This is a genomic window from Pseudomonadota bacterium, from assembly GCA_018817425.1.
Lineage (GTDB): Bacteria > Desulfobacterota > Desulfobacteria > Desulfobacterales > RPRI01 > RPRI01.
Window position 1 is genome coordinate 23,125 of sequence record JAHITX010000088.1, and the last position, 22,417, is coordinate 45,541.

17 protein-coding genes and 1 pseudogene are annotated in these 22,417 nt (G+C 48.1%); 1 reads left to right on the forward strand and 17 read right to left on the reverse strand.

Translation table 11 applies throughout. The features are described from left to right. Positions 1-83: 83 nt before the first annotated feature. The 4 genes from KKC46_15230 to KKC46_15245 all read right to left on the reverse strand — a co-directional run bounded on the left by KKC46_15230 (position 84) and on the right by KKC46_15245 (position 10,246). Entirely contained in the window at positions 84-8,765 is an 8,682-nt protein-coding gene (locus tag KKC46_15230) for a cyclic beta 1-2 glucan synthetase (protein MBU1055154.1), read from the reverse strand. Positions 8,766-8,871: 106 nt separating this feature from the next. Then, the gene (locus KKC46_15235) at positions 8,872-9,744 is read right to left on the reverse strand and encodes a serine protease (protein ID MBU1055155.1); all 873 of its coding nucleotides are present in this window, start codon (positions 9,742-9,744) and stop codon (positions 8,872-8,874) included. Positions 9,745-9,794: 50 nt separating this feature from the next. Continuing rightward, a complete protein-coding gene (locus KKC46_15240; protein ID MBU1055156.1) occupies positions 9,795-9,944 on the reverse strand; it encodes a lmo0937 family membrane protein in 150 nt (49 codons plus the stop codon). Between the two features lie 80 nt (positions 9,945-10,024). Beyond that, positions 10,025-10,246, reverse strand: a complete 222-nt coding sequence (locus KKC46_15245) for a BON domain-containing protein (GenBank protein MBU1055157.1) — start codon at positions 10,244-10,246, stop codon at positions 10,025-10,027. Here KKC46_15245 and KKC46_15250 point away from each other — a divergent pair. Then, entirely contained in the window at positions 10,238-10,384 is a 147-nt protein-coding gene (locus KKC46_15250) for a hypothetical protein (GenBank protein MBU1055158.1), read from the forward strand. The genes KKC46_15245 and KKC46_15250 overlap by 9 nt on opposite strands. Positions 10,385-10,389: 5 nt before the next feature. On the opposite strand, the gene KKC46_15255 is transcribed toward KKC46_15250, so the two are convergent. The 13 genes and pseudogenes from KKC46_15255 to KKC46_15315 form a co-directional block, all read right to left on the reverse strand. After that, positions 10,390-10,551: a hypothetical protein gene (locus tag KKC46_15255; GenBank protein ID MBU1055159.1), complete on the reverse strand. Its 162-nt coding sequence runs from the start codon at positions 10,549-10,551 to the stop codon at positions 10,390-10,392. Between the two features lie 498 nt (positions 10,552-11,049). After that, positions 11,050-11,364 (reverse strand): BON domain-containing protein, encoded by a 315-nt coding sequence (locus tag KKC46_15260; GenBank protein MBU1055160.1) that lies wholly within the window; start codon positions 11,362-11,364, stop codon positions 11,050-11,052. A gap of 347 nt (positions 11,365-11,711) precedes the next feature. Beyond that, positions 11,712-12,086 (reverse strand): annotated as a pseudogene (locus KKC46_15265) (histidine phosphatase family protein). 60 nt (positions 12,087-12,146) lie between these two features. Further along, positions 12,147-13,490 carry a DUF2254 domain-containing protein gene (locus KKC46_15270; GenBank protein MBU1055161.1) on the reverse strand — a complete coding sequence of 448 codons (1,344 nt, stop codon included), beginning with the start codon at positions 13,488-13,490 and terminating at the stop codon, positions 12,147-12,149. Next, positions 13,487-14,095, reverse strand: coding sequence for a chemotaxis protein CheB (locus KKC46_15275; protein ID MBU1055162.1), 609 nt, complete (start codon positions 14,093-14,095; stop codon positions 13,487-13,489). Before KKC46_15275 ends, KKC46_15270 begins: the two co-directional genes overlap by 4 nt. 135 nt (positions 14,096-14,230) lie before the next feature. Next, positions 14,231-14,590 carry a hypothetical protein gene (locus KKC46_15280; protein MBU1055163.1) on the reverse strand — a complete coding sequence of 120 codons (360 nt, stop codon included), beginning with the start codon at positions 14,588-14,590 and terminating at the stop codon, positions 14,231-14,233. A gap of 245 nt (positions 14,591-14,835) precedes the next feature. Further along, positions 14,836-17,382 (reverse strand): alpha-glucan family phosphorylase, encoded by a 2,547-nt coding sequence (gene glgP / locus KKC46_15285; GenBank protein ID MBU1055164.1) that lies wholly within the window; start codon positions 17,380-17,382, stop codon positions 14,836-14,838. 265 nt (positions 17,383-17,647) lie between these two features. Next, a complete protein-coding gene (locus KKC46_15290; protein MBU1055165.1) occupies positions 17,648-17,920 on the reverse strand; it encodes a hypothetical protein in 273 nt (90 codons plus the stop codon). A 39-nt stretch (positions 17,921-17,959) separates the two neighbouring features. Continuing rightward, positions 17,960-19,438 carry a B12-binding domain-containing radical SAM protein gene (locus tag KKC46_15295; GenBank protein MBU1055166.1) on the reverse strand — a complete coding sequence of 493 codons (1,479 nt, stop codon included), beginning with the start codon at positions 19,436-19,438 and terminating at the stop codon, positions 17,960-17,962. 132 nt (positions 19,439-19,570) lie between these two features. After that, positions 19,571-19,777 carry a hypothetical protein gene (locus KKC46_15300; GenBank protein ID MBU1055167.1) on the reverse strand — a complete coding sequence of 69 codons (207 nt, stop codon included), beginning with the start codon at positions 19,775-19,777 and terminating at the stop codon, positions 19,571-19,573. A gap of 96 nt (positions 19,778-19,873) precedes the next feature. Beyond that, on the reverse strand, positions 19,874-20,824 hold the full coding sequence (locus KKC46_15305) for a mechanosensitive ion channel (protein ID MBU1055168.1): 951 nt from the start codon (positions 20,822-20,824) through the stop codon (positions 19,874-19,876). Positions 20,825-20,829: 5 nt separating this feature from the next. Continuing rightward, entirely contained in the window at positions 20,830-21,351 is a 522-nt protein-coding gene (locus KKC46_15310; GenBank protein ID MBU1055169.1) for a hypothetical protein, read from the reverse strand. A gap of 501 nt (positions 21,352-21,852) precedes the next feature. Continuing rightward, positions 21,853-22,239, reverse strand: a complete 387-nt coding sequence (locus tag KKC46_15315; protein ID MBU1055170.1) for an OmpA family protein — start codon at positions 22,237-22,239, stop codon at positions 21,853-21,855. Positions 22,240-22,417 lie beyond the last annotated feature (178 nt).

Consider the following 22,417-nt stretch of genomic DNA (forward strand, 5'->3'; position numbering starts at 1 on the left):
TGGTCTCAATATTTGGTGGAATATCTATATGCTGATGGATATATTTAAAGAGAGCCAGACAGCTTATTTATCTGGCTCTCAAGTCAATCAATTTCGTTGGTAGTCACTCTCACCTCTACCGAGTGTTCCTGATGGTCGTCAATAAGGGTAATTGTTTTATCCTGTTGCGTGGCGCCGTCGACGATCACACTCGGTGTGTTGTCGTCAGGCTGCGTGCGCAGAACTGCAATGTGGTAGACGGTTTCCCGATACCGGTAATGTAAAGTGAAGCCCTCCCAATCCGCAGGAAAAAGCGGTTTGATACTCAGCTTATCCACTTCCAGTTTCAAACCCAGAAGTGATTCCACGATCAGCCGGTACATCCAGCCTGCCGAACCGGTGTACCACGTCCATCCGCCACGGCCGGTGTGAGGTGAGACTGCATAAACATCAGCCGCAACAACATAGGGTTCGACTTTGTATGTTGCAACCGATTCAGGAGAGTTTGCGTGGTTCACCGGATTGATCATTCCCATCAGTTCCCAGGCACGCTGGCTATCACCCAATTTAGCGAAGGCCATCGCCAACCAGATTGCCCCATGAGTGTATTGCCCGCCATTCTCACGTACACCGGGGACGTATCCCTTTATATAGCCTGGATTTAAATCGGACTTGTCAAATGGCGGGTCCAGGAGTTGGATCAGCGCCTGGTCCCTGTTGATAAGATGTTGATCCGCCGCTTCCATGGCAATGCGCGCACGTTCGGCATCACCGGCGCCGGAAAGAACAGACCAGCTTTGCGCAATCGAATCAATCCGGCATTCAGGATTACTCGCCGATCCAAGAGGCGAGCCGTCATCAAAGTAAGCGCGTCGGTACCATCCACCATCCCAGCCATGTTGCTCAATATTCAGACGCAAGAGAGCCGACTCTGCTTCGCAGCGTTCGGCGAAGGATAGATCGCCACGCCTGCGGGCAACCTCTGTAAATTGCATAAGCACAGCATACAGGAAAAAACCAAGCCATATGCTTTCGCCTTTCCCCTCTATACCTACCATGTTCATGCCATCGTTCCAGTCGCAGGAGCCCATGAGCGGCAATCCGTGCTTGCCGTAGTTGAGACCTCTCAATATGGCTTTTACGCAATGTTCGTACAAACCGGCTGATTCCTGAGACCGGCCGGGCAAATCGTAATAGGAATCCTCTTTTGTGTTTATCGGGCGGCCCTGAAGAAAGTGGATGGTCTCATCCAGCACACCGTAATCTCCAGTGCTCCTAACGTAGCGGCACATGGCCAACGGCAGCCAGAGGTAATCATCAGAACATTGTGTGCGCACCCCGCGGCCAACAGGAGGATGCCACCAGTGCTGCACATCTCCCTCAAAGAATTGACGGCCTGCGGCAAGAAGGAGGTGCTCACGGACGAGGCGGGGTTCAGTGTGGATGAGTGCCATAACATCCTGTAGCTGATCGCGAAAACCGAAGGCGCCACCGGACTGGTAGTAGCCGCTGCGTGCCCATAGCCGGCATACTATAGTCTGGTACAAAAGCCAGCCATTGGTCAACATGTTGAGAGACTGGTCAGGTGTCTCCACGTTTACAGCACCGAGCGTGTGTTGCCAGTATTGCCAGACCGATTCGAGCGCCTGGCGTGCAGCAGCAGTTCCCCGGAAACGACGGACTATGTTACCGGCGTCCTCGGCATTTTGCCCTACACCAAGCCTGAATACTATTTCACGCTCCTGTCCGGCTGCCAGCTCGAAGTAAACCTGAACCGCAGCACAGGGATCCATTGCAGCTCCCACCCTGTTGGAAAGTCGCACTCGGGTCATAGCGGCCGGACTGGCAAGCCTACCATTGCGTCCGATAAATTCAGTCCGGTCACCACTTACCGTCCGGGTCGCTTCGTCCACATCGAAAAAGGCGGTACGGTCGGGGAATTCAGTATTGTAAGGATTCCGCGCGAAGAGCGCTCCGCTGTTAGGGTCAATTTCGGTTATTACATGCATGGTCGATTTGGGTCGCAGATCTCCCAGAACCCATTCAACAAATCCGGTAGCGGAAAGCCGGCGTGATCTTTCTGACTCGTTTCTCACCTTTAAGACTGTAAACTTGATTGATGCGTCCAAGTCCACATAAATCCAAACCTCGGAACAGATGCCACGTTCTGTGTGCTCAAAGACGGTGTAGCCGAATCCGTGCCGTGTAACATAAGGCGTCAGCCCACGGGTTGGCAGCGGCATGGGGGACCAGAAATGGCCGCGCTCTTCATCACGTAGGTAGAACGCTTCCCCGCTTGCATCACTCACGGAATCATTGTACCAGGGAGTGAGACGAAATTCGTGGGCATTCTCAGCCCAGGTATAGGCAGAGCCACTCTCCGAGACGACGGTTCCAAAGTGCGGATTCGCCAGTACATTCACCCATGGTGCCGGTGTAACCTGATCACGCGTAGTCGTAATGATGTACTCATGGCCGTCAGGGGTAAATCCTCCAAATCCGTTGAAAAACAGCAAATCATGGCGAGGCATAGCCGAAACTGCCTGGGGGGAAGCATCACGGTGAGTCCGCGTCTGTGTGAGGCTTGGTACCATGGATGCCACAAGGTTTCTCCGGTTAATCTGGTCAGCCAGCATACCCCTGCTGTCGGTGACTATTGCACGGGCGACTGTTTGGAGCAGGATGCGTTCCTCGCTCGATATCTGGTCCGCGGGCCTTACGAAAATGCCGCCCGGTTGATCTGTCAAATGGGCTCCGGCGCCTTCGGCGATGAGCCCCATGATTTGTTCATGGAGTTGTTGCCTGTAACCGGCGTGATCCTCGTTCCAGATCACCAGGTCTACAGCCAAGCCTTTTAAGCGCCAGTATGTATGTGCTTGTATAAGTTGACGCACCAGTTCAATATTTGCCGGATCTTGAATCCGCAGGAGTATGATCGGTAAATCACCTGAAATAGCGTAGCCCCATAGGCCGGATTGCCCACGGTTATTCTTGATAATAACACTTGCGTCGGCGCGCAGGGAAGCATTGGCATAGATCACCGAACCGGCGAGATGTCCATAGATCTGCGCTTCGCCCTCCGTGGCATTGATCTGTCGCAAAAAGATATCGCTGTGTGTCCATGCCAGATCGAAAACCCTATCCGCAAGACGCCGGTCCTGGTATTTCTTGACCAGACTTAAGGCTATTTCGCGAGTTTCACCAATGCCTGAGACAATATTGACCGTTACCGTTTCTTCAGCATCGAGTGTGATTTGATAACGGATCGAAACGATCGGATCCAGCACGGAGCCATCACTGCCCGAGAGGGGTGATGCATCACCCATTGCTTGAGGGTTTGCAACCGTATTTCCGCGGCCAATAAACCGCAAGCGGTCAGTCTCATAAGAAATTTCTCCTATCTTAGCGCCATGAACAGCCATCAAGTGAAACATCCATGGAACGTTCTCGCCCTGGGATCTGGGCCGGCGCGTGCAGAGAATCGCCCGTTGTCTCATAAGAATTTCGGTCTGAACAAAAAGATTACTAAACGCCGGATGCAATGTATCTGAGGCCGCTGAGGCAAGGACAACCTCTGCATAACTCGTAACATCTATGGATCTGCGTTTTCCGGAACGGTTGATGATTGTGATACGGCGCAGCTCGATATCATCTTCAGGCGAAACTGCAATTTCCGTATGCATATCAATGTCATGATAGCTACAACGGAACTCAGCTTTTGCCTCCGAAAATATCGTTTCATACTTATCCGCTTGTTTGAGCGCCGGTTGATAAGCCGTTGACCAGAATTCTCCGCTTTCCATGTCGCGGATGTAACAGAAGGAGCCCCAATTATCACAGGTAGTATCTTCACGCCAGCGTGTTACGGCCATATCTTTCCAGCGGCTATACCCGCCGCCGGCGTTAGTGACCATTGTGTGATATCTGCCGTTTGACAACAGGTGTACTTCCGGTTTTGGCGTGTTTGGACTGCCGAAGACGCGTATCGGCGCTTGTGCGTCCAGTAAATCTGTATGGCTGTCGGAGAGCTCGGCAGAGTGAACAAAAAACGTAGTAGCTTTGGGAATTCTCTCCTGAAGCAACAGCATGGTTGCCTGGAACATGGGTTCCGACTCAAATCGCTTCTGCATCGGGCGGTCTAAAAGCACATAAGCCAGAGAAAGAAAGCTCATGCCCAGATGATGTGCCATGAAGGACTTTACCACGGCGCTTGATTGTCCGCGCGGTAAACGTGAAGGAGTATAGTCGATTGCTTCATAGAAGCCGTATTCACCGATAAAGTTCTCAGCTGCAAGTCGCTCAAGATTCAGGCACGCCTCTTTGGGTGCAACCATCAGCGCCAACGCCGTGGCATAGGGTGCAATAACCAGATCATCTGCGAGCCCACGCTTGATACCTAAGCCGGGTATGCCAAATGCGCGATACTGGTAATTAAGTTGAACATCGGTTGCGTTGTACCCTGATTCAGAACTGCCCCATGGCACCCCTCGTTTCTTCCCATACTCTATCTGCCGGGCCACCGCCGCCTTATAAGTCTGGTCTAGCAGTGTGTGCTCGTAGGTTGGCATCACCAAAAGCGGCATAAGGTATTCGAACATTGAGCCACTCCACGAAAGGAGTATTTGTTCTCTACCGGCAGTAGTCAGCAAACGCCCAAGGGCAAACCAACTCTCCTGCGGCACATGTCCCTGAGCAATTGCTATGAAACTGCAAAATCTTGCTTCGGAAGCCAGCAGGTCGTAGTAACTTGTATCCCGCCGACGTTCACCAACGTTGTAACCTATAGCCAGTAGATTGCACGCCTCGTCGTACAGAAAGTCGTATTTCATACGGGAAAGTTCGTCGATTTTTTGTGCCAGCTCTTCGATAGTCCTAATCCTCGCAACGGCGCTCCGGGTTGCCTCCGCAAGGTAGGGACTGATCAAGTGCGCCTCTGTATCAAGGTTGGCTAATTGGCGCAGCGTTGGGATTTTATCAATATCAGGAATCTCGCTGAGCCTGTCCGGCGAATCCGGCAATGATGTCCAGGCCGTAAAAAGTATTAGCTCATCGAGGGCAGCCCGGCATTGTCCGGCAAGGGCATGCACCCACCAATGTGCCTGGCTTTCAGGTTCTGCATTGAAAGCATTGACACCGGTGATGATTTCCGCAACAGATGTTGCCAACTCATCAAGGCACAGGCGCAATGCCGCAAGCGTGGTTGGAGAGGAATCTATTGACGACTCCAGCAATTTATTAAGTTGCAGGAGTTGGCCTGAAGCAGTTTTGCCATACATGTCCCCGATGATATTTACAGTGTCTCTGATTCCTTCAAACACTCGCGGTCCTATAATCGGGTCATCAGGTAGAGCGAGCAGACCCTGCCGCAATGTCAATAGGTGGCCTGCAAGGTTTCCGCTGTCCACGGTCGAGATGTAGGCAGGTTGCAGCGGTTGCAGGGATTTTGTGTCATACCAGTTATAGAAGTGGCCACGATGACGTTCCAATTCTTCCATCGTATTGAGAGCATTTGTCGTGCGCTCGATAAGTTGTCCGGCCGTGATATAGCCGAAGTCGTAGGCAGACAAATTTGAAAGAAGCGATAGACCCATGTTGGTCGGCGACGTGCGATGCGCAATTACTGCAACCGGGTGTTCCTGATAATTGTCAGGGGGCAGCCAATGATCTTTGGGGCCAACGAAGGTTTCGAAAAAGGCCCATGTCCTGCGGGAAAGTTTCCGGAGAAAGGTGGTCTGGTCAGCCGTCAGTCTTGTTTCCCTATGAGCAACCTGTCGGCTGATCCACCAGGCAACAACAGGGGAGATAAACCAGAGTCCCAGTATAGGACCGGCTACTGCCAATGTCGTCGGCATAGAAATTGTAAGATAGATAATTGTTGCACCAGCAAGAATCGGAGCAATCCACATTGACAGACAAAAAGAACCAAGCTTCGCATTGTTACTGCTATAACGTTCGTTCGACGTGCTCCATTCAAGAAGCCGTTTGTGGGTGATCAGCATCCTCCAGCACGTACGCAAAATCGCATCGAGACTGAAAAATGCCTCATAGGGAAGGCAGATGAGCGTAAATACAGCCTGAGCAATGTGCCGGCCCATGAAGTGAATGCTGGCAGTAAGGTGCCGGCCCAGATGCACATCGCTTGGCTTCTGAATCGCTTGCAGGAGAGAGGCAATCAAAGAAGGGATCAGGATAATTCCGAGCACCGATAGGGTCCATAACAAGGACGCCGACAAGACCGTCCAGCCCAGCAGCAAAAGGATTGTCAATGCCGCAGGCACGAGACTGCGCCGCAGGTTATCGAATATTTTCCATTGGGACAGCCATGAGAGCTGATTCTTTTGAAGATGTTCATCAGGGCTTGGAACATCCGACAGCAACCATTGCAGTAGCTGCCAATCACCGCGTATCCAGCGATGCCGGCGAGTTACATCCGTATTATAGCTGGACGGATATTCCTCATAGACCATCACATCACTCAACAGGCCCGACCGCGCGTAACAACCTTCTAAAAGATCATGGCTGAGAATCCGGTTTTCGGGAAAACGTCCTTTAAGCGTTTGCTCGAAGGCATCAACCTCGTATATCCCCTTACCGACAAACGAGCCTTCGCCAAACAGGTCCTGGTAAACATCGGAAACTGTACGCGTATAGGGGTCGATGCCTGGCTCGTTTCCGCACATTGCCGCATACCGCGAGCGATTCATCCCTGGCAGGCTCTCAGCTACACGTGGCTGGAGAATACCGTATCCTTCGCAAATACGCTGCTTGTTTTTGTTATATTGCGAACGATTCAGCGGGTGCGCCATGGCGCCTACAAACTGCCAAGCCGCATCGCGTGGCAGTTGAGTATCCATATCCAGGGTGATCACATACTTCACGTTCGACAAGACCAAAGTGTTGCCAATGATGAGGGAAAAGCGATCCCCCGCATTTTCCTCGCCGCGCAACAGAGCATTCAATTCCGATAGTTTCCCCCTTTTGCGCTCATAACCCATCCATATCCGATCATGAGAATTCCATCGACGGGGGCGATGAAAAAGGAAGAAGGGGTTACCTTGAGGGTGGCTGTATTTGTTATTCAAAGCTTCTATCTTCTGACGGGCAAGCCGCAAAAGCGGTTCGTCTTCAGGAAGCGTTTCTTCATGTGCATCACTAAAATCGGTCAACAGGCCAAAGTGCAGGTTGGCGTCCCGATTTGCCAAAAATCGCACTTCCAGAGACTCTGTCAGTTCTTCTATGCTATGCGCGCTTATAAGCATTGTTGGAACTACGGTCAGAGTACGAAATTCCGGTGGGATCCCTTTTGAAAAATCCAGGCGCGGTAGTCTTTGGGGTGTCGCCAGTATAGTGGCCAGCCAATTCGTCAGAGCAACGGCAAGCTGACTTACGCTCAGAAGCGAAATGAGTCCGATCAGAACTATTGCCCATCCAGGCAATATACCGGCATCCTCCTTCATAAGTAAGCTTCCTGCGAAGATTGTTGTCAGCAGCGTGATTATACCCAGAAAGAGGGGTAAAGGAAACCGGCGGCCCAATCTCTTCAGATGCTCAGACAAGGAAAGGCGTACCTCCATCTCCTGTTCAAGTTGAAGCAATCCCTTGTCGATCAGGTAGAATCCGACATGTGACGCGCGATCATCGCCTTTGTTTCCGTCCGTACCATTTTGTGCCATCCCGATAGCTTTATTCGCCACCTCCCTTTCGGAAAAGCGGCTGTGTTTTGCTATATTTTCAATTACATGGCGGTAACGGTCACGGGTAGAAAAATCCATTTTATTGTATATGCCGGTGGGATCATTGCGCAGAGTCTGATCAACAATGCTCATTGACTCGACGAATTCTTTCCAGTCCATTGCGCCCAGAAAACGAAGACTGCCGATGCTGTTACTCATGGAAACCTGATCCGCAGCCTGTTGCTGGTTTTCCGCCTGCACAAGTTGCCGGATTGTCTGGCCGCACTCGGACAACCGCTGTTCAAACCAGGTAAGTGGTAATGACAGAGCCGGACCCTGCCCCTGTAACCGGCGTGTCATTTCCGCGATAAACGAGCCAACTAACGGCGGGTTCGATCGGGCCATGTCTGCGATTACCAGAATCAGGCTTTTAGGGTCCTTCGTAGCGCTTTCTGTCATCTGGTCTGCCCAATAATCGGCCAGATTGCGATCGATTCTATCAGTAGCGATCCGGGCGGTAACACGCCGAAGATTTTCGATCAGTGCCAGACGCAGCATAATGGGTATTGCCCATAATTCGCCTAACTTCAGTGTAGTGGCAGTCTGGTAAGCTTTGGCAAATCTGCTGAGAATCTCAGGGTCTACCCGCCCATCGCCATGAGAGATCATTTCCAGCGCAATGTCATAGACGCGCGGCAGATCAGCCGAAGGGCCATTCACCAGGCGGGGAAGTTCCCGGCTATATCCTTTAGGTAAATGCCTCCTGGCAGTGCGAATCTGCTCTTCAATCAGATAGAAGTTATCGAGCAGCCATTCCCCGGCAGGCGTAATCCGACGGTTTGCTTTTACCGCCTCTGTAAGCAAATTATGTACGTCTATAAGGATACTCTCATTTTCGGCCAATCGTCCCAGAAGTCGATCCCGAGGGTGTCCGGAACTTAAAATATGTGAATTTGCGAGTGTCTTGCCATGTTGCTCCATTTGATCGGCGCTGAACAACTCCTCTCGAAGCGGCGGCTCAACACAGGCAAGCTTTTGTGACAAATCGTTGCCGCGAAGGTTTGCCCAAATATTGGATAGGTCCTCAAAAAGGGCCTTGATGTTGAACTTCATCTTTCAAACCTCTCTAAAACTACCCATGGGTGCAAAACAAAAAGGGAAGATATCAGAATTAGATATATTCCCAAATTTCTGCGGATATACATTTATCAATAAAACTTTAGGGATTCAGTTGATATTTTGACCAATAATCATAGTTTTGTATTGGAGTTTTTATTGCTATGTCCATAATCTCTCTTATTCTTGATACAGGTTCTATTAATGCAAAGTCCGAACTGTTGGAAGCTATCAAAACTCCTAGCAGGTTTATATTCCCCGTAGCACTCATTACAGGACTTCCGCTGTTTCCGGGAAATGCTTTTATGTCTAACAAGCTGCATCTTCCATTTGCAAATTTCTTATTGTCGATTTTTATAAATTCTTCACCTGTAACCATTGCTATAATACCGAACCTACCCATAGGTCTTTGTTCTCTTAATTTAAAGCCGGTATCTCCCGGGAAACCAAATGCCACAACTTGCTCCGGCGGCAAAGCATCTTTAACCGGCAGTTGATTATCTTTTAAATTATTCGTTTCATATATAAAAGCTCCGAAACTGTTCGAAAAATCGCCTTCTATTACCGGAATCGGCAATTTGATTACTGCAACGTCAACTGCGTCGATTTTGTCATTGCCGTTATCCGGATGAAAAATCCAATTTTTCCTGGGTAATCTCAGCAAGAGAATTGAGCTTTTTTTGGTAACTTCATTAAATATGTTTACACGCGAACGCAAATCATGATCGGTATCCACCACATGTCTGGCTGTTACCAGAAATAAACTATTGCCGCTTAATATAAAGAAGCCCGTTCCTTGCGGGTTACTAGCGGTAACAGACTTAACATTACCCTCTTTTAATGTTTCTGTAAGATATTCGAGTCTTATTACTGTTCTTCCAATCTTAGCGTAAAATGATTCCTGATTATCCCCGGCAATTGCATTACCGGTTAATCCAATTAACAGTAAATATATTACGATAGCTATTCTTGCCATTTTTTACCTCATGTATAATTATTAACCGCATTAAGTTTGGGCTCCTTTATCTAAAGGGGCCTCCGCCCCTGAATTACTCTAACCAGTACAACTATAATGGCGATGACCAGCAGAATATGAATAAAACTACCCATAGTATAGCCACTCACCAGTCCTAACAGCCACAAAATTATCAGTACTACAGCGATCGTCCACAACATGTAAGCCTCCTTTTTGATTTTTAATTTCCACCGTCTGTAATTGCATCACTATGCCAGCCGGTAGTAATCATAAAGTCACTTTAGCCTTGGGCTCGGACTACTTTGATGGTCATCCGGTTATTTACGCTCTCCACACCGTTTACGTCTCTGGCGAGTTTGGTGGCCAAGTCAAATTCGGCTGCGTTGCCGGCTTTACCGTATAAAGTTACGTTGCCATTGTTCGTTATTATAGTTTCTGTCCTGTTTATCTTCATTCCCTCTTTCATGTTTTCCGTGTTGAGATTTATCTTGTTGTGGCGCATTCCGGCCTTGTTGCTGTGAGTTCTGCCGTTGGACCTTTCCGGATTGTTGTCTCGATTGTTGCGGCGTCTCCCGGTATTGTGGTTGTGAGTGCTGTTGTTGGACCTCACGGGGTTGTTGTCTCGATTGTTGTGGCCTAGCTGCCTCACGGTGTTGAGGTTGAACCTCGCGATTTTGTTCCCGGTGTTGAGTTCCGGGCCTCAAGTCCTGGACACCCCAGGTATTTTGCTTCTCCCAATGTTTGCTCTTTTCCCAGTTGTTCCAGTTCCGTTGGACTTGTTGGTGGGGTATTCTTTGGTAGTTCCATTGATGTCCTTTCCAACGATGCTCTCTGTAGTCATTCCTCCAGCCTGATGGTATCCCTCTATAAAAAGATGGAACCTGTTGATAGTAGCTCCAACCTGAATTATAGTTTTGTGAGCGATACCATCGCCCTTGCCAAGGACGCCACCACCAGCCATTATAGAAAAAAAAATCCACATCTATGTCAGGGACTGCATAGACATAAGTTTCAGGTATTACTACCACCTCCGGAGGAGCTGCAAATATGAGGGGTGGAGGCAGAGGAATGCTGACGCCTACATCTACCCTTCCCATCGCCATTGTTGTAATTGGTACTGCAATTATCAACAGAAAAAGTATTATTCCTAAAAGTAATTTTTTCATTTTGTTGCCTCACCTATAAAAGTAGAACATACTGCTGTAAAAGCATGTTCTGGTTTTGCTAATCATTATTGTTTTTATCTCTTCATTTTATTTAACCGCAGAGTTGGCCTTCTCTCAGTCAGAATCTTTCACTTTTCTCCTATTTCACGATAAGATCATTCTTTACTGACTTGACTCCATTTACACTCCTTACGATTTCACCCGCTTTATAGACGGCCTTTTGAGAATTAACGAACCCGCTTAATTGAACGGTTCCCTGGTAAGTTTTGACACTGATCTGAAATGACTTGAGAAAATCATCTGCTCCGAGCAGAGATTTTACCTTGGTAGTGATGACCGAATCGTCAATATATTCACCTGCACTTTCATGTGTGCGTGTTGATGCACAGGCTGCAAAGGTTGCGATCAGCATAAGAAGCATTAAAAAGTGGATAACGATGTTTCTTTTTTTCATAATGGGAACTCCTTTATAAGTTTGTGGTTAAATGATTGGTTGTGAAACCATTGTTCCGGCAGTATTACAATCTTTGGCAAAATTTTTCCGGACATATCGGCCGCAATCTTTTCATTTATATGATTAAAAAAATCACACCATAATAATTGCAAATAGCCTGCCAATAACCAAAGGAAAATCAGAAGTTTAGATTCAACGTTTAATAACAGGTGATTAGATTAAAAAGACATAAAAGCTAAAAGCTTTGAAATAAATTATTTAGCCTCAACATTTGGATGAACCTCAGTATATTGATGGGAGGCGGATAATCTAATGTCGATGCCGACATAACTCGTGATATCCTTATTTTATTCAAATAGCAGCAAATACCGCTGTGTCCATTGTAATTTTTTTTGAGCAGACGAACTACTCCTGGCAATATCGATACCTCTTTCCCCTCCGGTTGGAGCATTCCACCCCGGATCGGCTAATCAGCGAACATAGGTATCATGAAACTTGCGATTCACCTCTTCAGGGATTTTCCCTTCCCATTGACCGTAAGCAATTTCCCTCAGCACTTCTTTGAGTTGCATTCGTATTCCTATCGCATTGCAAAGAGGTTCGGCTGTGGCTATGGCACGGCGTAGTGGACTGAAAAAGACGGAAATCCATGGGAGAGATTTATAAGCATCGGCAAAATCTTTTGCTGAAAACGCGTACCAGTGCCTTGATTGTGTCGGCATTCATCTGTGAGCCGTAAAATTCGTAAAAATGAGGGTCATAATGCATGGTGCTTTTCCTTTTTAGTTCTCTTTCCCTGCACACAAAGCAGGTTCGGCTTCGAGCGTTTTGCGCACGCGCGCCAGCCGCGTATCGATCCTCGCACGGTCATGCGCTGACTCGAGGGTGCGTTCAGCCAGTTCAGAGATCCATAGCATTTGATTGCGAAGCGCCCGTCGCCGGTCCGGGCTGGCCGTCAGACCGGCGATTGTTTGAAGCGCCCCGAGAATCCGCAACATGATGGCGATATTGCCTTTGGCGCTGCTTCGAATTTGATCGAACGATTCGGCCAGCAAGTCTTCAAAGGTCGGTCCGATGGTGATCACCCTCAGTTCCCCTTCCTCGTGGCGGTGCGAGGAGGGTATTTGCCGAGGTGCAAGTCGCGCCAGAATCGCCGTCAGATAATCCACGCACATCACGGCCGTCGTGGTATCGTTGATGCTGGGGGAGAGTGCACGCAACGCCATATCCACGATCTGTCGGATACCGAAAGCAGAATCGTGTTCCACCGTGCGGTAACGGTTGATGCTGTATGCAGCCTGTAGGTCGGCGATGATCTCTTTTTCCGGTGGGTCCTCCAGAGCGAGCGAGGCCAGCGTAGTGTTACGGACCACAAACGCACCGATGCTTTGTTCCATCCGCACGATGGTCTGGTGTTCCCGCGCCAAACACAGGAGTGCTGCGATATCCACGTTTTGGATATAACCATTCCCCCTGGCTGCGACTGCCTGCCAACTCCACTCCGGCAGGTGGAGCGGCGACTGATACTCATCGCCGTCAACTGGTCCGTTTCCAAGCTTCTCTGGAAAATGCCGATCAACGGCTACCATAGTTTCGGTGGCAACCGAGGCTATAATGTTCGATGCCTGGATCGAAGAGGCAATGTGATGAATAAAAAAAATGAGGACGCTGATGCCACCAATTGCCAGAACGACACCGAAAGACACTGCCAGGTTCGGAATAAACCCGCTCTCCTCACCGCCGCGGATGGTGCGTAACACAACCAGGCAATAGGTGAAAATACCAGTGAAGATTCCGAGCACGACCTGCGTGACGCGGTCACGCATGAAGTTCCGCAGGATGCGCGAGGTGTATTGGCTCGAAGCCAGCGCCAGTGTTACCAAGGTCATCGAAAACGTGACCCCCGCCACGGTAATCATTGAACCGGCAATTGTGGACAACATCCCGCGCGCGCCCTCCGCGCCGCCGCCAAACAGGAGCGGCCATCGGGCCAGCCATCGGTCACTCCCGGCGGAACCCGCTTTAACCAAAGCCACCGCGATGGCGATACTGACGGCAACAATCAGCGAAGGTACGAACCAAAAGCTTGACCGCAGATTGCTCCATATTTGCTTGAGTTTATTCATAAGTCAGATCCCGTTTCCAGCTCCTGAGCGTGCGAAATTTGTACAATTTCTTGAGCAATATCCTCAGGTGAATGAATAAAATCTATAAATCCGCTTTCAATTGCGCTCTCAGGCATATCAGGCTGCTTGGCTGTATCGAGTTTCTGTGCGATGGTAATGCCCCCCATCTCTTTTATGCCGCATAACGCCGCCGACCCGTCTCCATCAGATCCGGAAACAATGACGGCAATAAGTTTGCCGTCCAAGTGCTCCGTCAGGGAACGCAGAAAAACCGTAATCACGTCAGGCCATCCCCAGGGCTTTGATATCGGCTTTAGACGGAACTCTCCTTCAAAAACGTGCAAATCACGTTTTTCCGGGATGATGAACACACGGTTTGCTTCGATGAGCAAGCTTTCCGTGATCAGCTCAACCGGCATTTCGGTAAAATGCGGGAGAATCTCGTGGAGTCTGGTGGCCACGGTTCTTAGGTGATTAACGATGACAATTGCAACACCCATATCGGCCGGCAGATGCCGCAGCAAAGGGGTATAGGCGTCAAGGCCGCCTGCCGAACCTCCCACGCAAACGACAGGAAAGTCTTTTGCAACACTTCTAATCTTCATTGGCAATTACCCCCTTTATGTAAGAAAGCCGTTTGCTTCAACGGGAATGCTCCTCGGGAGCCGATTCATCGACCCAGTATCCCTGGAGATGGTAATGTCCATTCCATTCCCCATCTTTTTAAGCAACTTTGGGATTTAGTTAAAACACTCCCGGACTTTCGCTGCAATCTGGCGATCTGTCATCTGATCAACTGTTTCCACAGCCTGGATGAGGTGATCAAGATGGTCATCTTCTAAACGTTTCTTGAGCTCACCTTTTGCCTCTCCCGGATCAAAAAGCAAAATGGATTCGGCGTTACGAAGAACCGAAATGATCTCATCGCAGTAAATGTTGAGTTGGTAGGCAAATTTTATATCCTGCCTGCCATCCGCTTGAACCTTCTGAGCTTCATAGGGGGTAGTCGAACGTACCCCGTCAAACCTTCCGGGCTGTTTTTCTGCATTTGATTGGATAAAGCTTGATTCCTCGTTCTTGCCCGAAACTGTCACAATCATCAGTGCGAATGACGCGGACTGCAACCCGGCTGGTCGCTGCGGAAATTACACTCGCATTAGCAACGTTTTGTTTTTCTTCCAGTTCGATTCCAAGAAATTCTAAACCATCGCAAACCCGGCCGTAAACAGCGCAAACTTGATGCTGGATGAACCGCCATTAATCGTCAGTATTCGTGGGTTAGTCGGTTTCATTGATTATTCTTTCGGCATTGTTGCTTTCATTTCTTTTTCATCCTTTGATCGGATCAGCGCTGCCACAGAATTTGCGGGCTTTCCAGTGGAACCGCAACACCGGAACAGAGCGGTATCAGTCTTGCTGTATAGTCTGTCGCAGGGCGGTCGGCAGATACAGCAGCGCCGTACATGTGACCACCCAACGAGCCTGTTAGTTGACGAACGGGTTTCATCTCCTGCCTTACCGGTGCATCACCGTTTATTCCGTCTGCATAAAGCTCGACTATCACCGCATCCGGATTCAGATCATTTAGATAGACCTGAACTTCATATAAATGCTGATTGTCTTCGGTCTGAATCTTCATTTCGCCGAAACGCAATGTTGGCCAAAGTTTCTCCAGCGCCTTGCGCCAATTAACTATCTGTATAGCCTTCGCACCTTTATTGGCAGCACGTTTTATGTAGGCTGACGCCGCAGGCAGGTAATGTTGTTCGGTGTATTCGCGCACCGTGCGGTTGGCGGAGAAGCGCGGTGTTAACTGCGCCATGCTTTCACGCATCCGCGCAACCCATGCGACAGGAATGCCATTGTCGTCTCTGGTATAAAACTCAGGGATTACTTCCCGCTCCAGCAGGTCGTAGAGTGCATCAGCTTCGGCAGCGTCCCATGCCGGATCATCGCCATGCTCCTGGCCGTCTCCCAACGCCCATCCCACTTCAGGTGTGTATGCTTCCGCCCACCAGCCGTCCAGTTCCGAAAGATTGATGCCTCCGTTGACAAGCACCTTCATTCCGCTTGTTCCGCAAGCCTCCCAGGGCCGCCGCGGGGTGTTGAGCCATACGTCCACACCCTGAACCAGATGCTCTGTTAACAGCATGTCGTAGTCGCTCAAAAAAACTATATGAGATCGGATTTCCGGCTGCCGGATAAAATTTATCCATTCATGGATCAGGGCCTGCCCTTCCAGATCATCCGGATGAGCCTTACCCGCAATAATGAGTTGTAGCGGGCGATTAGGGTTGGATAGCAGACGAAGCAGCCGCTTTGGGTCATGCAACAGCAGGTTAGGTCTTTTATAAGCAGCGAAGCGCCGCGCAAAACCCAGCGTTAAAACATTTGGATCAAACAGACGTTTAACATTTTCAACCACATCGTCAGGCGAGCCGTAGGCGGCCAGTTGTCTGGAAAAACGTTCGCGGGTGTATGAAACAAGAGACTTACCGGCATCTATGCGAAATTGCCAAAGGTCGGCGTCGGAAACGCGGCGAATATCCTGCTCCACAGTTTCCATTGTTCCCAGCCAGCGGTCTTTTCCACAGACCTTCGTCCAAAGATCGTCGGCTTCTGCTGAGTCCCAGCTTGGCATATGAACTCCGTTAGTTACATAACCAACGGGTACTTCGTTCGCCGGCCAGTTGTGAAAAAGTGGTTCAAAGAGGTGACGGCTGACTTTCCCATGCAAACGACTTACGCCATTCACCGCTCCGCTGCCACGGATTGCCAGGTAAGCCATATTGAAACTTTCCGACGAGTCTTTTGGGTTCCGGCGGCCCAGGGCCAGCAAATCATGAAGTGTTATGTTAAGCCTCTGCTTGGCATAACCATCAAGGTATTGTTCGATAAGAGAAGGAGCAAAAAGGTCAAATCCTGCGCTAACCGCCGTGTGGGTGGTAAACAAGTTCCCCGCCCGGGTTGCAGCCAACGCTACTTCGAATGGCTGCCCGGTTTTTTCCATGAAACTGCGGGCGCGCTCCAGTACGGCAAAGGCCGCATGTCCTTCGTTCAGATGACAGACTTCAGGATGGATGCCAAGCGCGTCAAGCAGTCTCCATCCTCCGATGCCGAGCAGCAATTCCTGCTTGAGACGCAGCTCTTGCCCGCCTCCATACAACTCGCTGGTAATTCCCCGATGTACTGGAAAATTCGCCGCATCATTGCTGTCCAGCAGGTAAAGCTTTACTCTGCCTACCTGAACCTGCCAGGCTCGCAACCAAACCGAATAACCGGGCAGAGAGATTTCCATGCGCAACCACTCGCCGTTTTCCTGGCGCAAAGGGGTGATCGGCAGCTGCCCCGGATCGTTATACGGAAAGAGTGCCTGTTGATTCCCGTACTTGTCGATTACCTGTCGAAAATAGCCTTGCTGATAGAGCAAACCTATGCCTACCACCGGTACGCCCAAGTCGCTGGCGGCTTTAAGCTGATCACCGGCCACGTTGCCGAGTCCGCCTGAATAGATGGGCAGCGCTTCGCTCAACATGAATTCCAGGCTGAAATACGCGACGCAGGTCAGAAGAGCCTGCGGATGATATTGCTGAAACCACGCCTGCGCTTTTTCCAAATGATGCTTGGCTTGCAGCAGACCATCAATGTCTTTGCGGAATTCAGGATTGGTAAGTACTTGCTCAAGCTGATCCCGCGAAACTGTCTGCAATACAACCCAGGGGTTTTGCGTAAGTTCCCAAAGAGCCGGATCAAGCTGCCGCCATACTCTATCGGTGGCATGATTCCACGATGAGTGCATATCCAGAGCAAGCTTGGCTAAGGAATCAAATCCTTCGATATCCATAGGCAGAAGACTGTATATCGGGTGGCTGGCACGTGCTTGCTCGGTCATAATTTCTCCTTATGAATTGGATTTACATGGAAGGCCTGAGATTGTGGAGCCATAGCCTAAGCGCTATGGCACTATTTTTAGGTAACCAGCATTAGATAATCATTACAGCTTGAGCCAGTTTCAAAACGTCCCATTTTGGCCGATCTCTGCGTTGGGCTCAAATTTTAATCCTCGAAATACTATATGTATTCCTGTGGTTAAAATTTTCGCCCGCCTTGACCTTGACTAAACTGAAACGTTTTGAAAGTGGCTCGCTTGTTGAAAATCAGGTTTGGTGAGTGGTAAAGTTATGCATAGCCTTAATAATATCAAGAATCGCCTCATGTATTCCTTCGGCTGATGAATGCGGTTCTATTGTTTCTTTTTCCCCGGTATGGACCTTAGACTTGAGCTCCTGCAATTTTTGAGCATGTGTTTCAAACTGGATACGATGTTCTTCTTTCAGATCTTTGATATGATCGGAATTAATTTTTTTAATAAGTTCGTCGGCCTCTGCCATTAATTGTTCTATGCTTTTTGCTTTTAAGTTTGTTGTCATAATGTTTCCTTTCCATTTTTAAAAGTAATACCGCCCAGTTTAAAGAATATATTGTTCACATATTTTGCGGTAATGATGCCCATATATTGAAAGTGTGACAGCCAATGGTATCTGCTTGGGCTTGCTGATTAGCGTCCAGATCATAAGTTTCCAGTATTGAAAACGCTCTTTCCCTAAAAAACCAAGCCGGAAAGCGGATCGAAAGAAAGAAAGGAATCGCTGAAAATTTATAGGCTGTTTGATTTCGGGCACCTTTAGTTCCTTAAGCAAAGTTCTGACCCGACGGTAGTAGTTTTTAGGAGAATATATCTGTTTCATAATCGATTTATACCCGGCTGAAAGCTTGTCTATGCCCATTTGGGGAATTATATTGGTTGTTCCGTTAACATTATCTCCTGAAAAGATATTGTCCACCCGGCTTTCCCGTTGAAGCCGCTCAAAAAGGCGTGTTCCCGGAATGGCCTGTAGCATTCCAACCATTGCGGTTACGATTCCGCTCTTTTGAATAAAATCGATCTGCCGCTGGAAAATAGAAGGCATGTCACTGTCAAAGCCCACAATAAAACCGCCCATCACCTGTAACCCGGAACGGTGGATAATTTTGATACTTTCAAGAAGATCCCGGTTTTTATTCTGGGTTTTGTGGCATTCTGTAAGGCTGACCTCATCGGGTGATTCGATACCGATAAAAACAGAATCAAATCCGGCCGTTACCATCATGTCCAGAAGCTCAGGATCATCGGCGAGATTGATAGAGGCTTCAGTGAAAAACACACATCCCTTTTTATCTTTGCGCCATTCGATAAGAGCGGGCAGTAAATGCGTTTTAAGGTAGCCCTTATTTCCAATAAAATTGTCGTCAACAAAAAATATGCTGCCGCGCCAGCCGGAAGTATAAATAATGTCCAGTTCTGAGATGATTTGCCGGGGTGTTTTCAAGCGTGACCGGTGACCGAACAGAGCCGTCACATTGCAGAATTCGCAATTGAACGGGCATCCCCTGGAAAATTGTATGTTCATGGATGCATATCGGTTCATTTTTATCAGATTCCATGAGGGAACAGGAGTATCGCTAAGATCACAGAAACCGGAAGCCCTATAGATTTTTTTTGCTTGTCCGTTTTGTAAGTCCGACAAAAAAGCTGGAAGTGTCAATTCTGCTTCGTCGAGAACTAGATGGTCTACCTCCTTGAATTCCTCTGGCTCAGAAGTAAAAAGCGGCCCTCCTGCAACGATTTTTAAATTCAAAGCCTTACAGCGGGCGATGATTTGTTTGGCTGATATACGCTGAACCGCCATGCCTCCGATAAAGACCATATCCGCCCATAAAAGATCTTTGTCCGTAAGACTATCCACATTTACGTCCACAATACGTTTAGACCATTTTTCCGGTAAAAGAGATGATACGGTAAGCAGGCCAAGCGGCGGGAAAGCCGACTTCTTTCCGATAAAACTTAAAGCGTACGTATAAGACCAAAAGGTATCCGGAAATTTTGGGTAAATCAGTAAAATGTTCATATAAGCAGACTCCTTTCTCTTCTTCCGACGGCCTTCTTGATCTTATCTTTAACTTGTTATGTATCTTCATTACGTTAGTATAAGCCGACGATTGGGAGGTGAATTTTATCAAAAACAGGTTGGTACTAAAGTTTATGAGTTTTTAAAACGAGCAATAACTTTGTCATAATTATCTCTCAGCTCATCTACTGCCTTGTCCATTCCCGATTTCACTTCATCCCAGGTTTCCCCGCTTGCTGACTTGAGCTCATTGAATTTTTCTGAAGCCGATTTTCTCTTCTTTTCTAACATAGCTATCTGATGGTTGTATTCGTCCCTAACATCATCTTGAAGGCCCATAGCCCCAGCTTTGAGTTTATCAAGTTTTTGATCATAAGCTTTAAGATCGGCTTCGATTTGTTAATAAATAGTAACGAAAAATAAATTATATAATGATCATTTATCCTTTTTAGACTCGGTCCACTCTTCCAGTTTACGGGCGGCAACATCACGTCCACCGATACCAAAGGCTATGGCAGCAGCTACAGCCATTGCTCCTAAAATCAGACCGAAGGCCAGATGGATTATCTCGTTGGCCAAACCCATATGACGGATTGCTATTGAGCCTGACAGTATCAGGATCGCCACACGAGCCACGACCGACATCAGGCCCGCTTGAGCAGTTCCACTTGCCTGTATAGCCTTAGATGCCACATTCGCCAGATACAGACCGATAACGATAATGATCAGACCCAACAGTATATGACCACCAAAGACAACAAGCTCTTCCATCAGATAAGAGAGAGATTTAAAGCCTATCAAATCAGACGCTTCAAATACTGCGATAAGCATAATCGTTATCAGTACCAGGTAGCCGGCTATTTCCGAAAGAGTTCTCTTTCCTTTTTCCGGCTCTTTACCTATACCCATCTGAAAAAGAATTGAATTGAAACCAATGCCGGTCATGAGTTCGGTGATAAATCCCGAAACTACTTTCCCGACCACATAGGCAATTGTTATGACTAACACAGCCGCAAAGATAGCCGGAAGCGCCCCCATGAACAGGTTCAACATGTTGCTGGCCGGTTGGGTGATAGAGTCCAGAGCCAGCGCATTAAGTGCGGCAATCATCACCGGGATAAGGATGAGTATGTAGACAATCAAGGCGATCATTTTGGACAGAGAAGTTACTTTTATCCGATTACTGAACTTGTCCAGGCCGGTGGCAGCCAGCAGGGTACCCACAAGTTGTCTTACTATACGGGCAACGAACCAACCGATTACCCCGATCACACCGGCAGCCAGGATATTGGGCAGGAAAGCCAAAAATTTGTCCAGCATACTCTGCACCGGCTTGAGTAAGCCCTCAAGATTCAGTGCGCCTAACACCGCAGGTAGAAACAGCAAAAAGATCAGCCAATATATTCGCCGGCCGTTTTCGTAAGTGGTACCCGCTTAGTTTCTTCATCGCTAATCCTGCCACCTATCCGCTCGTCAAATTTTGCAACACCCATTACCTTTGTGATGGCCAGGCGTGACACGGCTGCCGTTATCCAGGCAACCAGCAGTAAAATACCAGCTCCAAGCAACCGGGGAAGAAATTGAAAAATATGATTCATAAGTTGCTCCAGAGGATCTATTACCATGGTGAGCCGTAAGGCCTCGAAAAAGGCAATGAGTACCAAAGCCATGATAAGCCAGAACAGGCCCCTGCCTATCACCTGGGCTGCGCTTTGCGCTTTACTCTCTTCTTCGCCCATCGCGCCTGAGATTTTACCGGCCAGCTTTGTACGCTGAAGCACATTGCGGACGACGGTAGATACGATTAATGCAACTATCCAACCGGCAAGCAGGATGGCCAGGGCGCCGATAAGATTAGGCAAGTAAGCAACAATCGATCCGATGATCTGATTTAACATATCTTTTACTACCATCTCAGTACCTCCTTTATTTTATTGTGACTAATATCTTATTGTGGCAATGTTAAGTAACCAATCTAAAAAGGACACTCCTCTTGATTTCATCCACATTATCGACGGGCCTTTTGAGAAGTAAATAAGCAGCTCAATTGAACAACACCGTGGTAAGCTTCAACACTGAAAAGATAATATCATTATAATAGCAAAGAGCCTGCCAATACCCGGAGAAGAATTATAAGTTTGATTTTATCCTTTAATAACAGGAAAATATATTAACAGGCGATAACAGTCTAAAAGTATGAAATGATTTAATTGACCTCAATATATGGTGGAACCTCAGCATGCTGATGGGTATAAAGAGGAAGGTCGGGCTATCCTGAGCTTATGCATCCTACAGCGGATTCAATAGGGGCCCGGAAATTGACTTAAAGATATTTTCCTTCTCGATATGTGGTTTACTTCAGGAAGTGATCGGATCAACTTAAAACGTCTTTCCGGTTCCTTGCTCTCGTGCTCCTATTGTACAATGATTTCAAAAAGAACTCTCATGTTTGCCTTTTCTGCTTTTGAGTAAATCTCTTTAGGCGCTACTTCGTGGACTTTCTGGTTTGTCTTCCCGTAGCCGATTATGGAAAGCCTATCCCGTGCAATGACGACTTCGTTAATTAGGTATTCCCTAACGGCATTTGCTCTTCTTTCGCTTAACTTCTGGTTGTAAACATTCGTACCGAAAGCAGAGGTATACCCTGCAATACGGATTTTAGCATTAGGGTTTTCTTTCAGAAGCCGGACATTCCTTTTCAGTATCGTCTTTGTTTCCGGTTTAAGGGTTGAATGATCGAAATCGAAATGTATGTCCTCAAAAGCAAGAATAATGATCTTCGGCTCAACTGATGCAACCATAACCTTCTCTTCAGCATTTTCAGGCGCTTCAACAAACAGCAATTCTCGGTGAAGTTAAGAAGATGCATAATATTACCACCCAGAACAAATCTTGAATTTATTTTTCGCAATCAGTAATGGAATATTTAAAATCCGGGTATTTTCACAAAAAACTATAACATATTGATAATTAACAAAA

Excerpts from the sequence above, each read along its gene's own strand:
- KKC46_15230 (MBU1055154.1), bottom strand. The coding sequence starts at position 8,765 with ATGAAGTTCAACATCAAGGCCCTTTTTGAGGACCTATCCAATATTTGG.
- KKC46_15235 (MBU1055155.1), bottom strand. The coding sequence starts at position 9,744 with ATGGCAAGAATAGCTATCGTAATATATTTACTGTTAATTGGATTAACC.
- KKC46_15240 (MBU1055156.1), bottom strand. The coding sequence starts at position 9,944 with ATGTTGTGGACGATCGCTGTAGTACTGATAATTTTGTGGCTGTTAGGA.
- KKC46_15245 (MBU1055157.1), bottom strand. The coding sequence starts at position 10,246 with ATGCGCCACAACAAGATAAATCTCAACACGGAAAACATGAAAGAGGGA.
- KKC46_15255 (MBU1055159.1), bottom strand. The coding sequence starts at position 10,551 with ATGGAACTACCAAAGAATACCCCACCAACAAGTCCAACGGAACTGGAA.
- KKC46_15260 (MBU1055160.1), bottom strand. The coding sequence starts at position 11,364 with ATGAAAAAAAGAAACATCGTTATCCACTTTTTAATGCTTCTTATGCTG.
- KKC46_15270 (MBU1055161.1), bottom strand. The coding sequence starts at position 13,490 with ATGAATAAACTCAAGCAAATATGGAGCAATCTGCGGTCAAGCTTTTGG.
- KKC46_15275 (MBU1055162.1), bottom strand. The coding sequence starts at position 14,095 with ATGAAGATTAGAAGTGTTGCAAAAGACTTTCCTGTCGTTTGCGTGGGA.
- KKC46_15280 (MBU1055163.1), bottom strand. The coding sequence starts at position 14,590 with ATGATTGTGACAGTTTCGGGCAAGAACGAGGAATCAAGCTTTATCCAA.
- glgP (MBU1055164.1), bottom strand. The coding sequence starts at position 17,382 with ATGACCGAGCAAGCACGTGCCAGCCACCCGATATACAGTCTTCTGCCT.
- KKC46_15290 (MBU1055165.1), bottom strand. The coding sequence starts at position 17,920 with ATGACAACAAACTTAAAAGCAAAAAGCATAGAACAATTAATGGCAGAG.
- KKC46_15295 (MBU1055166.1), bottom strand. The coding sequence starts at position 19,438 with ATGAACATTTTACTGATTTACCCAAAATTTCCGGATACCTTTTGGTCT.
- KKC46_15300 (MBU1055167.1), bottom strand. The coding sequence starts at position 19,777 with ATGGGCCTTCAAGATGATGTTAGGGACGAATACAACCATCAGATAGCT.
- KKC46_15310 (MBU1055169.1), bottom strand. The coding sequence starts at position 21,351 with ATGGTAGTAAAAGATATGTTAAATCAGATCATCGGATCGATTGTTGCT.
- KKC46_15315 (MBU1055170.1), bottom strand. The coding sequence starts at position 22,239 with ATGGTTGCATCAGTTGAGCCGAAGATCATTATTCTTGCTTTTGAGGAC.